This is a genomic window from Brevibacterium sp. S22 (assembly GCF_004745485.1).
Taxonomy (GTDB): domain Bacteria; phylum Actinomycetota; class Actinomycetes; order Actinomycetales; family Brevibacteriaceae; genus Brevibacterium.
This window is the reverse complement of sequence record NZ_RHFG01000032.1, coordinates 19,438-37,966: the sequence shown is the minus strand read 5'-3', so window position 1 is coordinate 37,966 and position 18,529 is coordinate 19,438. Positions and strand designations below refer to the sequence as shown.

Below are 18,529 nucleotides of genomic sequence, written 5' to 3'. Positions count from 1 at the left end.
CGTTTGAGGGCAGAAGTGGTTCGATCTTCTCCCACTGCTCATCAGTGAAGACTCGGTGTCGTTGCTGTGTAGTCACGTCTCCACCGTGCCAGTCCTGGAATGGTCAATAAAGGAGACACGCCCTAGTCGTGACTAGCGAGACGACTCGGACTGCACCTACTGCAGAAAGTGGAAAAGATGAAGATCGACAGCTTGTGGCACGGGCGATTTTGGACCGGTGACCCAGGTCGGCCAGAAGCACACACTCTTGGAGTCCATAACGGCCGTATTGTCGCGATCGATGACGTCGAAGGTTTGATCGCACAAGAGGAATTCGACTTTGGGAACACTCGGGTTATTCCAGGACTTCATGACGCGCATCACCACACGATGGGGACAGGCGAACAGCTGGTCAATGTCGATTTGCGATATCCCGCAGTGTCTTCACTTGACGAACTCTATTCCGTATTGGCAGATCGAGCTGATGAACTACCGCCTGACTCATGGGTCCGGGGGAACGGATACGATCAGAATCGTCTGGGAGCCCATCCGACGGCCGAGATGCTCGACAAAGTGACCGGGGGCCGACCAGCCCTCATCGAGCACGTCTCCCATCACATGGTCGTAGCGAATACTGCCGCTTTCGAACGGGTTGGAGCAGTAGGTCGCCGCGGCTACGACGATATACCCGGAGGGAGAGTCTTCCGCGATGTCGAGGGGCGTGCGGAAGGCCTGTTGCAGGAGAATGCAGGTGATCCGATCCGTCTCGAAGCAGCCAGAGTCACGGAAGAAGAATCGATCGCTGCGCTCGCACTCGCCTCTAATCAGGCCGTGTCCTATGGGCTGACCAGCCTCACTGAACCCGGGATCCTTGTCGGCGGAGCGGCTGGTCTCAACAGCCCGGTGCTCAATATATATCAGCGTGCCATTGCCGAGAGAACACTGCGGCCGAGGATGACAGTCATGCCTTTTCATCAGGTCCTTCACGATCTCGAAATCAACGCAGAAGGCATGCTGACTCTGGACCTCGGAATTCGCACTGGATTCGGTGACGATCATCTTCGACTTGGCCCGGTGAAGATCATCTCCGATGGTTCGTTGATCGGCCATTCCGCGGCCGTGCATCAGTGCTATTCGGGCGAGCCTGAAAACGTTGGGCTCATGGTTGTCGAACCAGAAGAGCTGCGTGAGCTTATCCCTGCTTATCATCGCGCTGGATGGAGCGTAGCAACGCACGCAATCGGGGACCGGGCCATCGACTATGCGCTAGACGGTGTAGAGGCGGCCCTTGAAACGTCGTCGCGGCGGGCGAGGCATCGCATCGAGCATTTCGCAATTGCCACTGACGCACAGGTCACTAGGGCGGCGAGCCTTGGAGTGATCCCAGTTCCGCAGGGAGTCTTCATTTCGGAGTTCGGCGATGGCATCCGTGAGGCGATCGGCGATGACAGGGCAAGGGGCACCTACCGCATGCGCTCTCTGCTTGATGCAGGCATAACAGTGCCGGGATCGACAGATTCTCCAGTCTCCGACGCAAACCCTTTCGTGTCGATGCACGATCTTGTTAACCGCCGCACTTCGTCTGGCAGGGAATTCGCTCCCGCAGAAAAGGTGACTGTGGCCGAGGCATTGCACGCGTACACCTATGGATCTGCGTTTGCAGTCAATGCAGAGAGGGACCTCGGCACGCTAGAGGTCGGCAAGTTGGCCGACTTCGTCGCGCTGAGCGACGATATTCTCTCGGTGGCACCGGAAACAATCGGAACGATTGTCCCGAAAGCAACCGTCATAGGCGGCGAAGTGGTTTACGGAGAAGTCGACTAGTCGAAGTATTGCGATTCAGCGGAGTCCGTTGCTGATGTGAGTTCGCGGGTTCGTCAGTCGCGAGATGAAAATTCCGTTAAGACTCAAATCCAGAACGTCTCGACTGCAAGATGTTGAACTCACCGGATTCAGGAAATTCGGGAATCGGTAGCAGACTGAGAGGTCCCGGCTCGGAACCAGGGCCGAGCCGAAGATCAGGCGCGGTTCTGCTCGGCCAGTTTCGACAACACGCTCGGAGTGTTCCTCGCCTACTGCGGGTACTGGAGTCCTAGCGAACCCCGCAAGTCCTACACTGACTATGTCGTCGAGTACGAGGGTGAAACTCAGCCTCCCTGCGTGACCGCCTCGGCGATCGGGGTCTGTCCGTCGTGGAAGTTCAGCGTTGCGCCGATAGCGGCGGGCTCGTCGACGACCGCGGCGACGACATGCGCGACGTTGTCACGTGACGTCGAAGGCACCTCGAGGTCACGGGTCTCATCCGAGCTGTCGACGGTGATGAGCTGCGTCGCCGGATCGAGCGTGAGCACCGAGGGGCCCAGCACCGTCCAATCGAGTCCGGACTCGGTGCGCAGATACTCATCGGCCTGCGACTTCGCGTTGTAGTAGGCATACATTCCATCGCCTTCGGCAACACCGGGGACCTCGCCGTCGACGAGTCGAGAATTGAAGTACGAGACCATCACGAAACGTCGGATGCCTGCCTTCTTCGAGGCGTCTATCGTTCGGATGGCGGTGTCGCGATCGATAGCCCAGGTCTGATCGGCGCCGCTGCCTCCGGCACCCTCAGACCAGACGACGGCATCGCTGCTGGCCAGGACCTCGGCGATGGCATCGGTGTCGAGCTGGGCGACATCGGCGACGATCGGCGTGGCCTGTGCTTCCTCGATATCGGCCGACTGCTCCTGCTTGCGGATGACCGAGCGGACGGTGTGTCCGGCCGCGCTGAACAGCGGTGCGCTCAGCATCGCGACTTTCCCGTGGCCGCCGATGATCGTGATGGTGGACATGACTCCCTCTCAGATTGGTCTGACGCTCTCCGATAGGTCGGCGCGCCAGTTCGTGTAAGTCCGGGCGGTGTTCGGATATTCCGCTCGCTCTGCAGGTGCGGTCGCGCACCTGGCGACGGACAGCCGCGCACCTGGTGAGGCACGAACCAACCCTGCATGAGAGAATGATTCTCAACAGGAAATCGGCTCTGCTCAGAGCCGCAAATTGAGTTCTGGTTGACTCCGCGAAAGGCAGGCAGATGAGCGCGCCCGGGCATCCGCAGCAGGGTTCGCCCCACCCGCACTCGGTTGAGAAGGCTCCCCTCCACCCGGACATCAAGGACGCGACTCCGCGCTGGATGCTCTGGACCTCGGTGGTCATCGCATGGGCCTCAGCAGCTGCAACCGCCCTCCTCTTCGTCCGCGTCGGTGCACTCTTCGACGGCGAACCTCTGACCCTCGCCACGGGCATCGGCCTCGCCTTGCTCATCGCTGTGGCCGCAGCATGCGCCTGGGGCGGAGTCGTCTTCTCCGACTGGGCATCATCGACGACTGAAAGACGGCTGCGCGCCCTCGTCATCAGCCGGGTCTTCGACCTCGGTGCCGTGGCCGCGAACCGACGTTCGAGCAGCCTCATCTCCCTGGCCACCGACGCCGTCGACCGCACCGCACACTACCGCGCAGGGTTTCTCGGCCCCATCGTCGGAGCACTGACGACACCGCTGCTGGTGCTGGGCATCATGGCCCTGACCACGAGCGCCGAGATCGCCGGCTGGGTCGCCCTCCTCGTCCTCCTCGTGCCCGTGCTCATCGGCGGCTTCCAACGACTCGTCCGTCCCGTCGGTGCCGCCTACCGGCGCTCACGCGGACAGTTGACCAGCAGCTTCCTCGGCGCCATCACCGCACTCGAAGACATCGTCTACGCTCGGGCCGGCCGCCGCATCGGTGACGATCTCGCTCGCCGAGGCGAAGCCCACCGACGCAACCTCATGCGTCTCCTCGCCGGCAACCAGCTCCTCATCCTCGTCGTCGACGCCGCGTTCTCCCTCACCGTCATCGTCGCGGCGGCCGCCCTGACGACCGCACGGGTGAGTAACGGATCGCTCAGCCTCGGCGAGGGAATGGCCATACTGCTCATGGCGACACTGGTCATCGGGCCCGTCGACATCGTCGGGCAGTTCTTCTACATCGGTGTCTCCGGCCGAGCTGCGCAGCAGCGGATCAGTGGCCACCTCGGTGAGAGTGCCGCGAACGCCGACGCGCAGGCCACCACTACGACGGCGAGAGGTGCGGCTCCGGCGGACCACCTCGGCGAGGGCAACCGTCCCAATGCCACCGGAACCGATGCCGGGGACAGCACTGATCCGCCTCCGCCTGCGCTGGAACTGCGTACGGTCACGGCCGGTTGGCCAGGTGCGGACCCGGTGTTCGAGAACCTCGACCTGCGCATCGAGCGCGGGGAACGCGTCGCGATCGTCGGGCCGAGCGGGGTCGGCAAGTCCACCCTCTCCGCGCTCATCCAAGCTCACCTGACACCTCAAGAGGGGCAAGTGCTCGTCGACGGAACCCCGACGACGGCTGGCGCCGGAAACGTCACCCTCACCGAGGCGGCCCGTCAAGTCGCCGCCCACGCACCGGCCGAATACCTCCCCGACGAGTCAGCTGTGCGCTCTCGCCTCGGCGTGGTCGAGCAGCGAACCTTCCTGTTCATGGGAACGATCGCCGACAATCTTCGCCTCGCGCTCCCTGCCGATACGCATGCAGCCGATGACTCCCTGCTGTGGGAGGCCCTCGACTTCGCGGGCCTGCGTGCGGACGTCGAAGCGATGCCCGACGGGCTGGCCACCGAGGTCGGTGATCACGGACGGCTGCTGTCCGGCGGACAGGCGCAGAGGTTGGCGATCGCGAGGGCGTGGCTGCGCGATGCCCCAATCCTTCTCTTCGACGAACCCACCTCGCAGGTCGACCTCGCAGGGGAGGCTGCGATCCTCGCGGCGCTGAACCGCCTCGGTGCCGACCGCACCGTCATCATGATTGCCCACCGGCCTGAGGCCATCCTCGCTGCCGACAGGGTCATCGACCTCAGCGAACTCAGCGCACAGTCCTCAAACCGGGCAGACTCCTCCACCCGAGCGCACACTTCCAGCGGCACACCTGTCCGAGGAGAAGCCCAGTGACCCGCGTTCGCCTCGCCGCGCGCCTCATCGAGGCAGCCGGCAACCTCTACCCCTCGCTCATCGCTTCGACGATCTGCCGCATCCTCAACCAACTCCTCGGCATCGCGCTCCTCGTCATCGCCGCAATGGCCATCGTCGGGGTCGCACGCGGAGGAGAGCCCCGCCTCGGCGCGCTCATCATCGCACTCGTGGTCATCGCCCTGGTCAAGGCGGGTCTGCGCTACCTCGAGCACTATCTCGGACACCGTGTCGCCTTCACCGCGCTGCAGCGGCTGCGGGAGCTCTTCTTCGCTCGACTCGTTCCGCAGGCGCCGGCCGCGACCACCGGGCGCGCCGGTGCCGAACTCACCGAACGCGCCTCCGGCGACATCGATCGGATCGAGGTCTTCTTCGCCCATACCTTCCCGCCGGCTGTCAGCGCCGTCGTCGTACCCGCGATCGCGCTGACGTGGTTGGGACTCGCCGTCGATGGGACGCTCGCGCTCACGCTTGCCGTCATCGTCGTCCTCATGCTCTCAGCCCCCGTGCTCACCAGCCGGTCGACGTGGCGGGCCTCGGCCGATGCCGCGGATGCGCGCGGTGACCTCGCCGGGCACATCGGCGACGATGTCCACGGCATCCGCGAGGTCCTCACCTTTGGTGCGCAGGACCGTAGGCTTCACAAACTCGACGCCGACGGCCGAGCGCTGAGCGCGAGCCGGTCCTCGGTCGCCCGGATCCAGGCGGGCCGGTCCGCACTCCTCGTCGCACTCCAGCTCATCGGGCTCGTCGCCGTCGTTGTGGTCGGGACCGCGGGCGGTGGTGCTTCGGATGCCGCACTCGCGACGGCCACCGCGCTCGCCGTGTTCGCCGGGCTCTGGGTTCCGGTGCGCGGCATCGAGAACTTCTCCACCGGCCTTGACACAGCCCTCGCCGCGGCCGCCCGCGTGTGGGAGATCATCGACGCCGCCCCCGCGGTCCCCGACAACGGGACTGCCCACTCGCCGACGGGGCCGACCGACATCACCGTCGATTCCGTGAGCCTGCACTACCCCGGCCGTGAGACGCCTGCCCTCGCCGAGGTGGTCGCCCGGTTTCGGGCGGGAACGTGGAGTGCCGTGGTCGGGGTGTCCGGATCGGGGAAGTCGACGCTCGCATCGCTGCTCGTCCGTGGTCGGGAGCCCGAATCCGGGGGCGTCCGCCTCGGCGAGGTCGACGCCACGGACCTGCCGCTCGACGTGCTGCGTCGGCGTATCGCCTTCGTCACTCAGCACCCGACGCTGCTGTCGGGCAGCCTGGCCGAGAACCTGCGCCTGGCAGCCCCGGAGGCAAGCGATGACCTCATCGACGAGGCACTGTCGATCGTTGCCCTCGACGATTGGGCGGCTGGTCTGCCGGAGGGTTTGGCGACGCGGATGCAGGGGCGCGGGCTCACGGTCTCGGGAGGTCAGCTGCAGCGCCTGGCGATCGCCCGTGCGCTCGTCGGCGAGCCGGAGGTGCTCGTGCTCGACGAGGCGCTCAGCCAGCTCGATGCGGCCACCGCGAGCACCGTCCGCCACCGCTTGGCCGAGAGTCGTCCCGAACTCACCGTCATCGAGATCACCCATCGGGCCGACCTGCTGCCCGACGACACCGAGGTGGTCGTCATGGACTCCGGCCGACTCGTCGAGCACGGGCCGGCGGGAGACCTGCGTCGAGCCGACGGACCCTTTACTCGCGTCGAGGCGAGGAACGCGCCCGGCCGCTGACCGCCTCGGCGAATCGACATCGGTGGGCGGCCGAGAAGCCGACCACGACGTCAGCACTGCCTCGTCGAGCTGCCGAGCCACAGCGTCACCGGCTCGCGGCGAAGGCCTCCAAACGGTCGCACGCGGTGTTGATCGTCTCGGGGGAGACGGCGAAGGTCAACCGCAGATACCCCTCGCCAGCCGGTCCGAAGGCCGAACCGGGAATCGTCGCGAGGTTGTGTGTCTGAAGCAGCTGCGTCGCCAGGTCCCAGGAGTTCAGCCCCCAGTCCTTGACGTTGACCCACGCGTAGAAGGTCGCGGCCGGCCGGAGCAGGCTCAGCCCGTCGATGGCGTTGATGCGCTCTACCATGAGCTCACGGCGCTCGGCGTAGGAAGCGACCATCGACTCGACGACGTCCTGCGGTCCCTCGATCGCGGCGACCGCAGCCTCCTGCACGAAGCCCGGCAGGCTCGAGGTCAGCCCTTCCTGAAGGAGTGCCATCGGGGCGATGAAGTCTTGCGCGCCGATGACGAACCCGCAGCGCCACCCGGTCATCGCATAGGTCTTCGAGAAGCTGCCGATCGCGAGGTAGCGATCGAACTCAGGACGCACCTCGGCGATGGAGGTGAAGACGGCGTCGTCGAAGACCATCTCGTCATAGACCTCGTCGGAGATGACGGTGAACCCGTGCTCCTCGGCGAGGTCGGCGATCTGCTCGAGGTCGGTACGGTCCATGACGGAGCCGAGCGGATTCGAGGGGCTGTTGATGAGCACCGCGGCGGTGCGGTCGGTGATTTCTGCCCGGACATCCTCGGCGCGGAGCTTGAAGTCGTTGTCCTCCGTCACCGGCACGGACACCGCGGCCCCGCCGAGGCGGTGCACCTGGCCCATGTAGTTCGGGAAGCTGGGATCAGGGATGATGACCTCATCGCCCGGGGAGACGGTGACGTCGAGGGCGAAGGTCAGGGCCTCCATCGCGCCGAAGGAGACCATGACATTCTCGGGCGCGATGTCGTCACGGTTCCACCGGCCGGAGTACTTGCGGGCGATGGCCGCACGCAGTTCGGGGATCCCGGCATTGGCGACGTAGCGGGTGTTGTCGTGCTCGATTCCCCGGATGCCGGCGGTCTTGATGTGCTCAGGCGTGTTGAAGTCGGGCTCGCCTACGGTCAGCTTCACAGCATCGGGGAAGTCGAGCGCGAGGTTGAACATCTTGCGGATGCTCGACGCCGGGTAGGTGGAGGCCATGGGGGAGATACGAGGGCGCGTGTTCGTCATGCTGTCAGTGTCCTCCTGTCGTTCTGGTGTGGGATGGGTCGGTCACGACGCGAGACTGGGGCGGGGCGCGTGCTTCGGTCGGCGTCGCGTCATTCCGCGAGTCCGGCGAGATGGGCGCCAAACCGGGCGAGCAGACTGGTCCGCTTCGCCCCTGTTGCTGCCTCCCAGGTGTCGGCGATGCCGAAGATCGTGTACATCGAACGGATGCCCAGCCACCGGATCGGCTCAGGCTCCCACTGGCCGGAGTTGTGATCGTTCCACGGCAGGGCCGTCAGCGGGGTTGACTGACCGGAGGCACGGTCGAGCAGAGTCTTCGCCGCCAGATGCGTGGCCGTCACCCCATGCCCGGCATACCCGCGAGCCACCCCGATCCGCTGCGCCGGATCGAAGAAGATGCCCGCGCACCAATCGCGCGTAACGCCGAGCGCACCTCGCCACGCATGCGCGATGTCGAAGTCGAGGTCGGGGAAGAGTGAGGACAGACGCCCGGCCAGGAGGTTGACCACCTCGGTGGGGACCTCACCGTCACCGGGCAGCCCCGACCGATAAGCATAGGGTGCCCCGCGTCCGCCGATCGCGATCCGATCATCGGCGGTGCGCTGGGCGTAGATGAAGGTGTGTGCGGTGTCGCCGAGGCATTCGCGGCCCTCCCAGCCGATGCTCTCCCATACCTCAGACGGGAGAGGTTCGGTCGAGATCATCGAGGAGAAGACCGGGATGACCTGGCGCCCCTGCAAGCCGGGGAGGTCGCCGGTGACAGTGTCCGAATAGCCCTCGAGGCAGACGAAGACCGTGTCCCCGGTGACCTGGCCGCGAGTCGTCGAAACGGCACCCTTGCCGATGTGCCCGGCTGCCGTGTCCTCGCAGATCGTCACGCCCTGCTCGCGCAGGACTCGGGCGAGACCACAGGTGAGCAGCGCCGGATCGATCGCTGCGGTGCCGGGGAAGTAGAGGCTGCCGCGGGCACCGGCGACATTGATGTGTGCGCGGGTGTCTTCGGCGTCGAGGACCTGCATATCCTCGGGTGCGTAGCCGAATCGCTCATTGGCACTGACGAGGTCGTGGAGGCGGGACATCCCGGCCTCGGACTGGGCGATGTCGATGTGGCCGCCGCGAACCTGGTGAGCCTCGATTCCCTCGGTCTCGCACACGTCGAGGACTTCGTCGATCGAATCGAAGAGGGCTGACTGGAAGGACCGGACCGACGCGACACCGTCCAGGGCGGAGCTGCCGTCGCGGCCCGAACTGCCCTCACGACTCGAGTCTCCGGTTGCGAGTGCACGGTCGACCGCCTCGGCGTACTTCACCCGATTGCCTGGCAGCAAGGTAGAGAGCCAACCGCCGTTGCGTCCCGAAGCGCCGTAGCCGATGTGGCGAGCCTCGACGATGGTGATCGCCCAATCGGGATGAGCCTGCCGCGCATAGTAAGCCGACCACAGTCCGGTGAGCCCGCCGCCGACGATGATGAGATCCTGCTTCTCAGTCGGCAGAGGGGTCGGAGGCGCTGGCGCGGGTGGTGACTGAGTCAGCCAGTGGGAGGCCTCGCCGTTGAGGTAGGACACGGTACATCTCCTGATCGTCGGTGACCGCTCGCGAGTTCGGGTTCGCCGGTTCCGTATGGTGTCGGTCGGCGGTGACGGAGCGTACGGAATCATGTCTATCTCACGATTCAAGCGAAGTAAATGGTTGACGCAGAGCGTTTTGCCATATGGAATCGGTGAAACGATGTTCCGATTCCATGATGACGCTCGATCAGCCGATGCCTGCCTGCGCTCATCTCATGATCGCCGTGGGCCGGCCGACTCCTGCGGACTCTGACTCGACCACGAGCCCATCGACCAGGAGTCCATCGAGTTCCGGCCCAGGCGCGGAGTCAGACCGGCAGGTCAGTTGCTGACAGACCGGTTCGGTGACGCACCCACACATTGGGTTCGACGTAGACCGCACTGCCGTGTGCGACATCGCAGAGCACAGGTGCGAGTGCTCCAGGAACGTCAACCGGTCCTGACTCATCCATCTCAAGGCCGGTCCACGTCCGCCACTCGTCCAGAGTTCCGGCGATGACCATGGCGCGATGGGCCACACCGTCGATTGTGCCGCCGGCGCGGATGTGAGTGCGCAGCCATGGGTCGACGGGCAGACCGTCGTCCCTGGTCCTGAACGCGTACGAGTCCATCGGTTCGTGGACGTCGGTCTTCCCATTCGGACGCACCGGTACGACCACCTCGGCGAATCCGCGGTTCCGGGCGTGATCTCTCAGCGCCGCGAGGATCGTTCCCGACAGGCCCAGGCCCTGCCTGTCGGGGCGGACGAAAATCTCCAGTGCGGCCAAGGTGTCGGTCGGTTCTCCGACCAGTTCGGCGCGGATCCCGCGTCGAATCACTCCGTCCCATCCGTCCTCTGGCAAGTTCTCGCCGCCGAGACGGAAAGGAATCGAATGTGCCTTTCCCACGATCTCGTCAGCCGCAGTGTGGGCGAGGAGGACATAGTCGGCGAAGAGGTCGAGAACATCTCGCGCATAGTAGAGGTCACCGGTGGGATCGCGACGGATGAATTCCGGCCAGGTGTTCTCCAAGCCTAGGAATTCGTCTTTGAGATCTGGGCGATCGGCCAGGGACGAGATCGTCAGGTCCATGGTCACCAGTCTAGGCCCGGTGACGTCGCACCCGGTGTGGAACGGTCAGGAATCGGGAAAACCACAGGAGGCGGCCGCCTCGGTGTTGGGTAGGGTGTAGGTACAGTCGGCCGAGACGAAAGGGATCGACGATGATCGACCTGGCCCACCCCCGCGACCTCGTCATGATCGGTGCGATCTTCGGCCTCGCCGCCTTCATCTGGTCAGGTTGGGCACAGGAAGCGCCGCCGAAGGCACTGGTCTTCCGACTTGTTCTCGCCGGGCTCGGAGTCGCGGGACTCGTGCTCGTCGTCCCGAGCATCTTCACCGCCATCGGCAATTGGTCAGAATCCAGTGCTTTCACCACGGGGAATTCCGCTTTCACGCTCTACCTCATCGTGTTCTGGGCCGAGGTCATCATCGGTGCGGTGGCCTGCTTCTTCGCTCTGCGGGCCGGGCAGGCCGAGATCATCGCACCGCTCATCCTCGCGATCGTCGGCATCCATTTCTTCGCGCTCGCCCTCGTCTTCGGCCAGCCCATCCTCCACGTCGCGGCGCTCGCGCTGACGATCATCGCGGTCCTGGCTTTCGTCCTCCCGCGTGAGATCGCCGCGCCGAGCTTCTGGTGCGGCATCCTCGGCGCGCCGGTCTTCCTCGTCATCGGACTGTGGTGTCTGCTGGCCGGGCGCAGTGCGCTCGGCGCCGGCTGACCCGTGGAGCTCTCGCCACCGGCTGAGCCGCGGACACCGCTGACAATCGGCTCTCACCTGGTCTATCGTGAGTGAACCGGAGTTGAGCAATCGGAACACCGGAACCCCCTTTGCGTCCACGACCTTCGACGAAGGAGCCGACAATGAAGACCGCTCGCCGCCTGGACAACCTCGGCACCGAGACCGCGTTCCGCGTGGCCCAGGCCGCCGCCGACTGGAAGGCCCGCGGCAACGAGGTCTTCCCGTTCCACCTCGGCGATCTCAATTTCCCCATGGCCGGCCACATCGTCGAAGCGATCGAGCAGGCCATCGGCGACGGCAAGACCGGGTACTGCCCCGGACCGGGAATCCCGGAACTGCGGGAGGCGCTCGCCGATGACATCGGCTCTCGCCGGGGAATGACGATCGACCCCGCCGAGGTGGTCGTGACCACCGGTGGCAAGCCCGTGATCACGAAGTTCCTCCAAGCCGTGATGAACCCCGGCGAGGGTGTGCTCTATCCGAATCCGGGATTCCCGATCTACGAATCCCAGATCGAATACTTCGGCGGCACGGCTCTGCCCTACCGCTACGTCCCGACCTCCGACGGCTTCGCCATCGACCTCGACCATCTGAGGGCCTCGATCGATGAGAACACGACGGCGATCATCTACAACGACCTGCAGAATCCGATCTCGGCTGAATCCACTCCGGGCGAGCGTGAGGCGATCGCGGCGATCGCGCAGGAGTTCGACCTGTGGGTGCTCTCCGACGAGGCGTACTTCGAGATGCGCTATAAGGGCAAGTCCCAGTCGATCGCTGCTCTGCCGGGGATGGCTGAGCGCACCGTCATCCTCTACACGTTCTCGAAGAAGTACGCGATGACCGGGTCCCGGCTCGGCTGCGCGGTCGCGCCGAAGGAGGTCGCCGAGGCGATCTCACTGATGAACACCAACGACGAATCCTGCACGAACCAGTATGTGCAGTGGGCGGGCATCGCTGCTCTGCGCGGACCACAGGCACCGGTCGGCCAGATGTTGGAAGTGCTGCGCAAACGTCGCGACGCCGCCTGCCGCCTGATCAACGACATCCCTGGCATGAGCGTGGCGACCCCGGGCTCGACGTTCTACGTCTTCCCCGATGTCACCGAGGCGATGGAAGCCAAGGGGATCGCGACTTTATCCGACTTCTCCACCGAAGCCCTGCACGCGACCGGAGTCTCCTTCTGCACCCGCGAGCACTTCGGCTCACCGCAGGACGGTGAGGACCGCTCCTATATCCGGCTGGCCTATTCCGGCATCGACGAAGCCTCGATCACGACCGGCCTCGGACGGCTCAAGGGGTGGATCGGGGCCTGAGCTGCCCACTACGCCCAACTGTGCGCGGCCGGTCGTCGTGTGCTCGGCAGAGAGTTGTGAAAGCGCCAATCGTGGATCCAGTCGGGCAGTTCCACATCGGCCGGCGGCGGTCCGAAGACGGCGATTGCTTCTTCCTTGGACACAGTCCCTGTCTCAGAGAGCAGTCGTGTGGCTACGAAGGCGCGAGCGTAGATCTCACCTTCGACGACTATTCGATGCTCGAAGTACACGGCACGCTCATCGACTCCGATGATCCGGGATTCGAGACTGTAGCGCTGACCGAGTTTGAGTGATTTGCGGAAGCTGATGGTCTCGGCGCTGACGACGCCGGTCCAGCCCTTGTCGCGGAGAGTGCTCCAGACACCGCTTCGCACCAGCACGTCGAGCCGTCCCAGATCCATGATCGAGAAGTACTTGCCGTTGTTGACGTGCATGAAGATGTCGATCTCTGAGAGTCGGACCCGCAGAGGGAGGGAATAGCTGTCCCAGATGTCCTGCGTCGGGCGACGGCGAGACCGGAGCAGCTGCAGAATCATACGCGTGAAGTGCATGAGACCTATGTTACTTGAGAGTAAGTTATCTGTGAATCATGCTGCGCGGTGCGGGCAGACGGAATCGTGGACGGAATCCCGGATTGCGTCGTGGGCGGGGCCCGGGCGGGACGGTGAGGTCCCATGTCCAGATCAGGGATCGGCCGCCTCGGCGAGGGGTTCTGACGGATCGGGGCCACGGTTGTGCGGGCCGCCTCGGCGAGGGAATCTTTCAGTCGTCGGCCGGCTGCGGTTCCCGACCGGGGATGAACGGTGATTCCTCGGGTTCGGGGTGGCGCTTGTATTGGACGGCCATGATGATGACGCCCAGTGCCACCGCGCCGATCGCGCCCCAGACGTTCGTGCGCAGGCCGAGGATGACGAAGCTCGGGTCGATGCGGATGGACTCCCACACGATGCGGCCGGCGCCGTACCACATGAGGTAGACGGCGAAGAGGCGTCCCCACTGGAAGAAGATCTTCCGTCCGAGGTAGAGCAGGACCAGGGCGCCGAGGCTGTTCCAGATCACTTCGTAGAGGAACGTCGGGTGGAACAGTGTTCCCGGGGAAGTGCCGAGGGGGATCGCCGGATTGCCGGGATCGATCTCGAGGCCCCAGGGCAGAGTGGTCGGCAGGCCGAAGAGCTCCTGGTTGAACCAATTGCCGAAGCGCCCGCAGGCCTGAGCGAGGATGAGGCCGGGGGCTAAGGCGTCGAGCAGCGTCGTGAGCTTGAGGCCGAGCCTGCGGCACATGATCCACGCACCGAGGGTGCCGCCGATGAGGGAGCCGAAGATCGCGATCCCGCCCTCCCAGATCGCCCACACGGACCCGGGCTCGAAGGGGTTCCACGGGTTGCGGCCGGGGCCGAAGTAGTCCGTATAGTGCGTGATCACGTGGTAGATGCGGGCGAAGACGATGGCCATCGGCACGGCCAGCGTCGCGATGTCGAGCACCTGCCAGTCCTCGACACCGCGCGCGGTCAGGCGACGGTTGGTCAGCACGATCGCGATGATGATGCCCACGAGGATGCACAGTGCGTAGAAGTGGATCGTCAGCGGGCCGAGTTGGAAGCTCGAGACGCTCGGACTCGGGATCGCCGCGGAGATGTCGTGCGGCAGGGTGGTCGCGTCGAACGGTGTGGTCGCGCTGGAGGCGAGAAGCGCACTCGTGGGAACTGCAGGCATGGGGCCAGTCTATTTGCGGCGGCTGGGAATCCGGTATTTGCGAGGGCGGACCAGCTTTCGTGCGCGCGTGACCAGCTTTCGTGCACTCGTCACCACATTTCGTGCGCGGGCGCTTCACTTCCCGGTCCAGGCATCTGTTTGCGTCATGATGGTGTGGACGAAAACTGGTCGGCAGAACGCCAGACAGCGATCCTCGCGACGTTGGCAGCCGCGACCCCCTGCCGAGCCAGCTGCGTGCGGGCACCGCTCCTCGTCGGTGACAGTGGGACGATTGGTGCATGGGACTCGATTTCACGCTGGTGCAGCTGCGGTACTTCCACGAGGTTGCGCGGCGCGAGAACATGACCGAGGCGGCGAGGCAGCTCAACGTCACCCAATCGGCGATCTCGACGGCGATGTCTCAGCTCGAGCGGACCCTGGGCCTCGACCTCTTCATCCGGCAGCGGAACCGCTCGGTCGTCCTCTCTCCGGCGGGGAAGCGGTTCCTCGCCGAGGTGAGCGACTTCCTCGAGGCCTCCGACGCGCTCGGCGAGACCGCGCAGGGACTCTCCCGATCCTTGAGCGGGCAGCTGACGGTCGGGGTGTTCTCGCCGATCGCGCCGACCCGGCTGCCGCTGATCCACAATGAGTTCGAAAGGCGCTATCCGGATGTGCGCGTCAACTACCTCGAAGCCGACCTCGAACAGCTGCAGCGGGCGGTCATCGCCGGTGACTGTGATCTTGCTCTGACCTACACCCTCGGGGTGACCGATCGATTCGAGTCCTTTCTCATCGACGTCGTCGAACCGCATGTCCTCGTCTCACAGAATCACCGCCTGGCGAACGGCGGCCGCCCCGAACCTGTATACCTGCGAGAACTTGCGGAGGAGGACTACATCCAACTCGACCTGCCGTTTTCCAGGCAGTACTACGACGAACTCTTCCGCATCGCCGGTGTGATCCCGAAGATCCGACATTCGTTCTCCGGCTATGAGACGCTGCGTTCGTTCGTGGCGATGGGGCACGGGTACTCGCTGCTCAGTCAGAGTGTGTCATCGGGGACCTATATCGGAATGCAGGCGGTCGACATTCCCCTGCGCGATGACTTCCCGAACATCGACCTCGCCATCCTCTGGCCGGAAGGTGTGCGTCTCAACCGACGTGGCCAGGCCTTCTGCGAACTCAGCAGGGAAGTGCTGGGAAGGTGAGTGAAGAAGCCGGGGATCGAGTGCGGTGCCTGATGATGCTCATAGATTCGATCAATGCCGGAACTAAAAAGTATCTGTTGGACCGATGTCCGGCGGCTGGGGACAATTGAGGGCGAGCATCACGCGGGCAGACGGTGATGACTCCGCCCGCCAAGGCGACTGAGCAAAGGAGCTTTGATGTCCACTCCCATCACCGGCCAGAACAGCGCCCCCGCTGCCGAAGGCAGAAAATCGTCGACGAGTATGCAGAAGAAGGTGCTCGTCGGCGGCAGCATCGGCCAGTTCGTCGAGTTCTACGACTTCACCCTCTACGGCCTCTCGGCCGTCATCCTCTCCGAATACTTCTTCCCCGACGGCGACCGGATCACCGGACTGCTCGTCATCTTCGCGACCTTCGGCGTCGCCTTCGTCATGCGGCCGCTCGGAGGCCTCTTCTTCGGCGCGCTCGGCGACAAGGTGGGCAGGCGCAAGACCCTGACCATCACGATCTTCCTCGTCGGCATCTGCACAGCCCTCATCGGCATCCTTCCCGGTTACGACCAGATCGGCTGGATCGCGCCGACACTGCTCATCCTCGCCCGCCTCGGTCAGGGCTTCTCCGCCGGAGGCGAATCGGTCGGCGGTCCCTCGTTCGTCTACGAACACGCTCCCGTCGAGAAGCGCGGACTCTGGATCAACATCACGCTCGCCGCCACCGCATTGCCGTCCGTGTTCGCAGGCGGGCTCATCCTGCTGCTCTCGACAGTGATGTCCGACGCGTCGTTCGAGTCCTGGGGCTGGCGCATCCCGTTCCTCCTCGCGCTCCCCCTCTCCGCGGTCGGTCTGTGGATCCGCTCGCGCACCGACGAGTCGGAACTGTTCAAGAAGACCGCGGAGGAGCGGCCGAAGGAGTTCAGCCCGATCCGTGACGCATTCCGCGAGAACTGGATCGGGATGCTCCAGGTCTTCTTCGTCCTCGGCGTGACGGCGCTGGGCTTCTACATGCTCTCCGCCTACTTCGTCACCTATATCCAGACCACAGGCGATCTCAGCCGCGAACAGTCTCTGCTGACGAACGCGATCGCCATGGCCAGCTACACGATCTTCCTGCCCATCGCCGGCCACCTCAGTGATCGGTTCGGACGCAAACCCATGCTCATCGCCGGATCCATCTTCCTGGCGGTCACCTCGGTGCCGGCCTTCAGCCTTGTGACCAGCGGGCACATGGGATTGGCGTTCCTCGGCCAGACGATCTTCGTGCTCGCCCTGTGCTGCTACGGCGGCGGCTGCTACACGTTCTTCTGCGAGCGATTCTCGACGAAGACGCGCTTCACCTCGGCAGCGATCAGCTACAACATCTCATACGCAGCACTGGGCGGAACCGCACCGTTCGTCGGCACCTGGCTCGTCGACATCACCGGAGTCGACACGGCACCCGGGTTCTACATGGCGGTATGCGCTGCCGTCTGCCTCATCCTCATCTTCGTCACACGGCTGCCCGAGACCCGCGGGCGTTTGGGGTGAATCTCAGCGCACCGAATTGAGTGTGCTCGCCCAACCCCACCTTGAGTTCCACATTCCACCAGCAAGAGAGAGCGAACACCATGAACCACCAGGCAGACCCCTCGAGCGACAGCGCCTTCCTCACCGCCTTCCACCACGTCGCGACGATCGGCGCCACCGACAACAACGGCGTCGACCGGCAGGCGCTGACGCTCGAGGACAAGCAGACGCGCGACTGGATGCGCACCTGGGCGGAGAGCAACGGCTTCGAGGTCCGTGTCGACGCGATCGGCAATATGTTCGCCTGCCTCCAGCTCGTACCCGCCGCCTCCGCCGGTTCGGCTGACGTGCCCGGCTCACCTGTCGGCTCGGCCGACACAAGCGCCGCCCCCTATGTCCTCATCGGCTCGCATCTCGATTCGCAGCCGCTGGGCGGACGATTCGACGGGGCATACGGCGTCATCGCCGCGCTCTTCGCAGCCCTGCGCGTCAAGGAGGAGCTCGCCGAATCCGGGCAGCGGCCGACGTTCAACCTCGCCGTGGTCAACTGGTTCAACGAGGAGGGCGGCCGTTTCGCTCCCTCGATCATGGGCAGTTCCGTCTACGCTGGCCTGTTCGACCTCGAGGAGATGCTCGCCGTCACCGACCTCGCCGGCACCTCTGTCGCCGAGGCGCTCGCCGCCATCGATTACGACGGAACTGACACTCCGCCCGAGGCGATCACGTATGCCGAGATCCACATCGAACAGGGCCGCATCCTCGAACGCGAGGCCATGGACATCGGAGTCGTCGAGTCCAGCTGGTACACGCAGAAGCTCGACATCGACGTCCTCGGCGAGCAGTCCCACACCGGGGCCACCGCGATGGCCGACCGCCACGATGCGCTCGTCGCAGCCGCGAAGGTCGTCCTCGCCGTCGCCGAGGTGGTCGGCGAGTTCGACGACGAAGCGCTCGTGTCTTCGGTCGGGCAGCACGTCGTCGAACCGAACTCGCCGATCGTCGTGCCCCGCCGCGTCCACATGGTCGCCGACCTCCGGTCCTCCGACCCGGCCATCGTCCAAACTGCCCGAGACTCACTGCGCCGGCAGATCGCCGAGATCGCCCGAGCCCACGACATCACCATCAACGTCGAGGACTTCGACATCCGCGACAAGCGGCACTTCCCGCCCGAGGGAGTCGAACTCGCCGAGAAAGCCGTGGCCAACGAGGGTCTGAGCATCCGCCGCCTCGAGACGATGGCCGGCCACGACTCGGTGGCGATGAACCACCGAGTGCCCGCCGTGATGATGTTCGTGCCCAGCGTCGACGGCGTCTCCCACTGCGAACGCGAGTTCACCACCGATGAGGACATGCTCCGCGGCGTCCGCGTGCTCACCTCGGTGACCGGCGAACTCGTGCGCGGTCAGCTCGCCGACGTCCGCGACGGTGAGGTCTGGGTCGGACGTTCCGTCGCCGAGGCGCGGTCGAGCGTTACCGTATGAATGGCACGCTCCCACGCTCCGCTCGTCCCGTGCCCAACGAACGAACTCACGTCG

14 protein-coding genes are annotated in these 18,529 nt (G+C 64.8%); 8 read left to right on the top strand and 6 right to left on the bottom strand.

Features of this window, described 5'->3' with window-relative positions:
* The first annotated feature begins 177 nt into the window (after positions 1–177).
* Positions 178–1,803 (top strand): amidohydrolase, encoded by a 1,626-nt coding sequence (locus EB835_RS17970; RefSeq protein ID WP_135810821.1) that lies wholly within the window; start codon positions 178–180, stop codon positions 1,801–1,803.
* 323 nt (positions 1,804–2,126) lie between these two features.
* Here the strand turns inward: EB835_RS17970 and EB835_RS17965 are convergent, their stop codons facing one another.
* The gene (locus tag EB835_RS17965; RefSeq protein ID WP_135810820.1) at positions 2,127–2,810 is read right to left on the bottom strand and encodes an NAD(P)H-binding protein; all 684 of its coding nucleotides are present in this window, start codon (positions 2,808–2,810) and stop codon (positions 2,127–2,129) included.
* A 239-nt stretch (positions 2,811–3,049) separates the two neighbouring features.
* Here EB835_RS17965 and EB835_RS17960 point away from each other — a divergent pair, with 239 nt between their 5' ends.
* Positions 3,050–4,966 (top strand): ATP-binding cassette domain-containing protein, encoded by a 1,917-nt coding sequence (locus EB835_RS17960; RefSeq protein ID WP_135810819.1) that lies wholly within the window; start codon positions 3,050–3,052, stop codon positions 4,964–4,966.
* Positions 4,963–6,693 (top strand): ABC transporter ATP-binding protein, encoded by a 1,731-nt coding sequence (locus EB835_RS17955; protein WP_135810818.1) that lies wholly within the window; start codon positions 4,963–4,965, stop codon positions 6,691–6,693. The genes EB835_RS17960 and EB835_RS17955 overlap by 4 nt, the downstream gene beginning before the upstream one ends.
* An 85-nt stretch (positions 6,694–6,778) precedes the next feature.
* Here the strand turns inward: EB835_RS17955 and EB835_RS17950 are convergent, their stop codons facing one another.
* The 3 genes from EB835_RS17950 to EB835_RS17940 form a co-directional block, all read right to left on the bottom strand.
* Positions 6,779–7,951 (bottom strand): pyridoxal phosphate-dependent aminotransferase, encoded by a 1,173-nt coding sequence (locus tag EB835_RS17950; protein WP_135810817.1) that lies wholly within the window; start codon positions 7,949–7,951, stop codon positions 6,779–6,781.
* Positions 7,952–8,040: 89 nt separating this feature from the next.
* The gene (locus EB835_RS17945) at positions 8,041–9,513 is read right to left on the bottom strand and encodes an NAD(P)/FAD-dependent oxidoreductase (protein ID WP_135810816.1); all 1,473 of its coding nucleotides are present in this window, start codon (positions 9,511–9,513) and stop codon (positions 8,041–8,043) included.
* Between the two features lie 311 nt (positions 9,514–9,824).
* A complete protein-coding gene (locus tag EB835_RS17940; RefSeq protein WP_135810815.1) occupies positions 9,825–10,586 on the bottom strand; it encodes a GNAT family protein in 762 nt (253 codons plus the stop codon).
* A gap of 131 nt (positions 10,587–10,717) precedes the next feature.
* Between EB835_RS17940 and EB835_RS17935 the strand changes: the two genes are divergently transcribed.
* Together EB835_RS17935 and EB835_RS17930 are read left to right on the top strand one after the other, a co-directional pair.
* The gene (locus EB835_RS17935) at positions 10,718–11,275 is read left to right on the top strand and encodes a hypothetical protein (protein ID WP_135810814.1); all 558 of its coding nucleotides are present in this window, start codon (positions 10,718–10,720) and stop codon (positions 11,273–11,275) included.
* Between the two features lie 143 nt (positions 11,276–11,418).
* Positions 11,419–12,612 carry a pyridoxal phosphate-dependent aminotransferase gene (locus EB835_RS17930; RefSeq protein ID WP_135810813.1) on the top strand — a complete coding sequence of 398 codons (1,194 nt, stop codon included), beginning with the start codon at positions 11,419–11,421 and terminating at the stop codon, positions 12,610–12,612.
* Positions 12,613–12,620: 8 nt separating this feature from the next.
* On the opposite strand, the gene EB835_RS17925 is transcribed toward EB835_RS17930, so the two are convergent.
* Positions 12,621–13,163, bottom strand: coding sequence for an acyl-CoA thioesterase (locus EB835_RS17925; protein ID WP_135810812.1), 543 nt, complete (start codon positions 13,161–13,163; stop codon positions 12,621–12,623).
* 211 nt (positions 13,164–13,374) lie between these two features.
* Positions 13,375–14,325, bottom strand: a complete 951-nt coding sequence (gene lgt / locus EB835_RS17920; RefSeq protein ID WP_135810811.1) for a prolipoprotein diacylglyceryl transferase — start codon at positions 14,323–14,325, stop codon at positions 13,375–13,377.
* A 278-nt stretch (positions 14,326–14,603) separates the two neighbouring features.
* Here lgt and EB835_RS17915 point away from each other — a divergent pair, with 278 nt between their 5' ends.
* From EB835_RS17915 to EB835_RS17905, 3 genes are all read left to right on the top strand, one after another.
* Positions 14,604–15,512 (top strand): LysR family transcriptional regulator, encoded by a 909-nt coding sequence (locus EB835_RS17915; protein ID WP_135810810.1) that lies wholly within the window; start codon positions 14,604–14,606, stop codon positions 15,510–15,512.
* A 177-nt stretch (positions 15,513–15,689) separates the two neighbouring features.
* Positions 15,690–17,015: an MFS transporter gene (locus EB835_RS17910; protein WP_240688841.1), complete on the top strand. Its 1,326-nt coding sequence runs from the start codon at positions 15,690–15,692 to the stop codon at positions 17,013–17,015.
* A gap of 80 nt (positions 17,016–17,095) precedes the next feature.
* Positions 17,096–18,475 carry a M20 family metallo-hydrolase gene (locus tag EB835_RS17905; protein WP_135810809.1) on the top strand — a complete coding sequence of 460 codons (1,380 nt, stop codon included), beginning with the start codon at positions 17,096–17,098 and terminating at the stop codon, positions 18,473–18,475.
* Positions 18,476–18,529: the final 54 nt, after the last annotated feature.

Bases quoted from the DNA above. Each gene is read 5' to 3' on its own strand.
- EB835_RS17970 (WP_135810821.1), top strand. From the start codon at position 178: ATGAAGATCGACAGCTTGTGGCACGGGCGATTTTGGACCGGTGACCCA.
- EB835_RS17965 (WP_135810820.1), bottom strand. From the start codon at position 2,810: ATGTCCACCATCACGATCATCGGCGGCCACGGGAAAGTCGCGATGCTG.
- EB835_RS17960 (WP_135810819.1), top strand. From the start codon at position 3,050: ATGAGCGCGCCCGGGCATCCGCAGCAGGGTTCGCCCCACCCGCACTCG.
- EB835_RS17950 (WP_135810817.1), bottom strand. From the start codon at position 7,951: ATGACGAACACGCGCCCTCGTATCTCCCCCATGGCCTCCACCTACCCG.
- EB835_RS17940 (WP_135810815.1), bottom strand. From the start codon at position 10,586: ATGGACCTGACGATCTCGTCCCTGGCCGATCGCCCAGATCTCAAAGAC.
- EB835_RS17935 (WP_135810814.1), top strand. From the start codon at position 10,718: ATGATCGACCTGGCCCACCCCCGCGACCTCGTCATGATCGGTGCGATC.
- EB835_RS17930 (WP_135810813.1), top strand. From the start codon at position 11,419: ATGAAGACCGCTCGCCGCCTGGACAACCTCGGCACCGAGACCGCGTTC.
- EB835_RS17925 (WP_135810812.1), bottom strand. From the start codon at position 13,163: ATGCACTTCACGCGTATGATTCTGCAGCTGCTCCGGTCTCGCCGTCGC.
- lgt (WP_135810811.1), bottom strand. From the start codon at position 14,325: ATGCCTGCAGTTCCCACGAGTGCGCTTCTCGCCTCCAGCGCGACCACA.
- EB835_RS17915 (WP_135810810.1), top strand. From the start codon at position 14,604: ATGGGACTCGATTTCACGCTGGTGCAGCTGCGGTACTTCCACGAGGTT.
- EB835_RS17910 (WP_240688841.1), top strand. From the start codon at position 15,690: ATGTCCACTCCCATCACCGGCCAGAACAGCGCCCCCGCTGCCGAAGGC.
- EB835_RS17905 (WP_135810809.1), top strand. From the start codon at position 17,096: ATGAACCACCAGGCAGACCCCTCGAGCGACAGCGCCTTCCTCACCGCC.